This window comes from Micromonospora echinofusca (assembly GCF_017614955.1).
GTDB lineage: Bacteria > Actinomycetota > Actinomycetes > Mycobacteriales > Micromonosporaceae > Micromonospora > Micromonospora echinofusca_A.
The window spans coordinates 1-2,024 of record NZ_WVUH01000596.1 but is presented as its reverse complement, the minus strand read 5'-3'; the positions used below and the strand labels follow the sequence as shown (position 1 = coordinate 2,024).

Genomic DNA, 2,024 nt, shown 5'->3' with positions numbered 1-2,024 from the left:
GTACATAAGGGACATTATGCAGGATTCTCGGGTTCCGGGGGAAGTGGCGTCGTGCGGGGGACGGGCACCGGCCGACTCGGTGCACATCGGATCCGCGACGCGCCGGACCGCACGTCGAAGCCACCGGCCCCGCGGTGTGGAGCCTTGTCCGTTCCGGCGTCGGCCGGTGCGTGTCGGCCGACGGTGTGGTCCTGTGGGCCGACGACCGGTTCGCCACGCTGCGGTCGTGAGCCGGGGCGCCTGCCTTCTCGCCGCAGAGGCTCGGGGGCTGTGCGTGTTCGCGGGCCGAGGGTCCCACGGTGGGCGGGGCAGGGTCCGACAATCGCCAGCTTTACATAATGCACATTATCGAACTTGCGTGGGCGGGTGCTTCCGCTGGTCGGAGCGGCCTGCTCACGCACCCGTTCTGCCGCACCCACCGTGAACCGGCGCCGTCGTCGACGTACGTCCGCGCCACCGACACGCGCGTACCGTCTCTCCCACCGGCGGCCGGGCCGGCGCCTGCCGACCCGCAAGCGGGCGGTCGGCGGCGGCCCGTCGCCCTTGTCCGCGCACGACTGTCGGACTCCCCTGGCCCAGCGGCTGGTTGACCCACAGTGGACACCAATGGTGGTCGATGTCATGCGGCGTCGTGCGCTGCCCTGTGGCGGTCAGTCCGGCCGGTCGGTGCGCAGACGGGCGTGCAGGTGCATGTCGTGCCAGCCGTCGGCGTGGCGCCCTTCGCCGCGTCGGATGCCTTCGGCGGGATAGCCGCCCCGGTGGGCGACCCGGCAGGAGGCGGGGTTGGCCGTGGAGTGGGACAGTTCGATGCGGTGCAGCCCGAGGGTGTCGAACGCCCAGCGGGTCAGGGTGGTCAGGGCGCGGGCTGCGACGTGGTGGCCGCGTGCGGCGGGTAGCACCCAGTAGGAGATTTCGGCCTGCGCGTCGGGCAGGTGCAGTCGGCGGAGGCTGATCTGGCCGAGGACGGTGTCGCCGGTGGGGTCGGTGACGGCCCAGCCGGCTCCGGTCTCCTGCTGCCAGCGGTGTGGCCAGTGGGTGATCCAGGTGTGGGCTTCGGTGTCGGTCATGGTGCGGCAGTGCCACCGCTGGATGGCGGGGTCGGTGTAGGCGGCGACGACGGCGGGTCGGTCGGTGGTTCGCCAGGGGCGCAGGTGGAGGTGGTCGCCGGTCAGGTGGGGTTGTGGTTGTCGGGTGAGGGTGCCGGCGGGGATGGCGGGGGTGACGAGTCCGGGCACGGGTCACAGGCCGCCGGCGACGCGTAGGACGGTGCCGGTGGTGTAGGAGGCCTGGTCGGACAGGAGCCAGGTGACGGCGCCGGCGATCTCGTCGGGTTCGCCGGGGCGGCCCATGGGGATGCGGTCGGCGGCGCGGTCGGGGCGGTCGGGTACGCCGGAGATGGTGTGCAGGTCGGTGCGGACGATGCCGGGGGCGACGGCGTTGACGCGGATGCCGTGGGGGGCGAGTTCTTTGGCGAGGCCGATGGTGAGGGTGTCGGTGGCGGCTTTGGCGGCGGCGTAGTGGATGTATTCGCCGGGGCTGCCGAGGGTGGCGGCGGCGGAGGAGATGTTGACGATGGCGGAGCCGGTGGGCATGCGGCGGGCGGCCTGTTGGGCGCAGAGGATGTAGCCGATGAGGTTGACGTCGATGACGTGGCGTAGGTCGGTGAGGGTGAGGTCGGTGAAGGGTCCGATGGGGCTGGTGACGCCGGCGTTGTTGACCAGGCCGGTGATGGGGCCGAGGGTGGCGGCGGTGTCGAAGAGGTGGTGGACCTGGTCGGGGTCGGTGGTGTCGGCGGGTACGGCGATGGCGCGGCGGCCGGTGGCGTGGATGTCGGCGAGGGTCTGGTGGGCGGCGTGGGTGTCGCGGCGGTAGCAGAAGACGATGTCGTGTCCGGCGGTGGCGAGGTGGCGTGCGCAGGCGGCGCCGATGCCGCGGCTGCCGCCGGTCACCACGGTGACGGGGTTCATGTGGTGGTCCCTCTCCCCTGTGTCGTGTGGTGTTCACGGTAGTGGGCGGGGTGGGGG

2 protein-coding genes are annotated in these 2,024 nt (G+C 72.2%); both read right to left on the bottom strand.

Going from position 1 to position 2,024, the window contains the following annotated elements:
- Positions 1–650: 650 nt before the first annotated feature.
- Positions 651–1,235: a GNAT family N-acetyltransferase gene (locus GSF22_RS33135; RefSeq protein WP_208817848.1), complete on the bottom strand. Its 585-nt coding sequence runs from the start codon at positions 1,233–1,235 to the stop codon at positions 651–653.
- 3 nt (positions 1,236–1,238) lie between these two features.
- Positions 1,239–1,967: an SDR family NAD(P)-dependent oxidoreductase gene (locus tag GSF22_RS33130; RefSeq protein ID WP_208817847.1), complete on the bottom strand. Its 729-nt coding sequence runs from the start codon at positions 1,965–1,967 to the stop codon at positions 1,239–1,241.
- Positions 1,968–2,024 lie beyond the last annotated feature (57 nt).

Coding starts and splice junctions, on each gene's coding strand:
- GSF22_RS33130 (WP_208817847.1), bottom strand. CDS start 1,967: ATGAACCCCGTCACCGTGGTGACCGGCGGCAGCCGCGGCATCGGCGCC.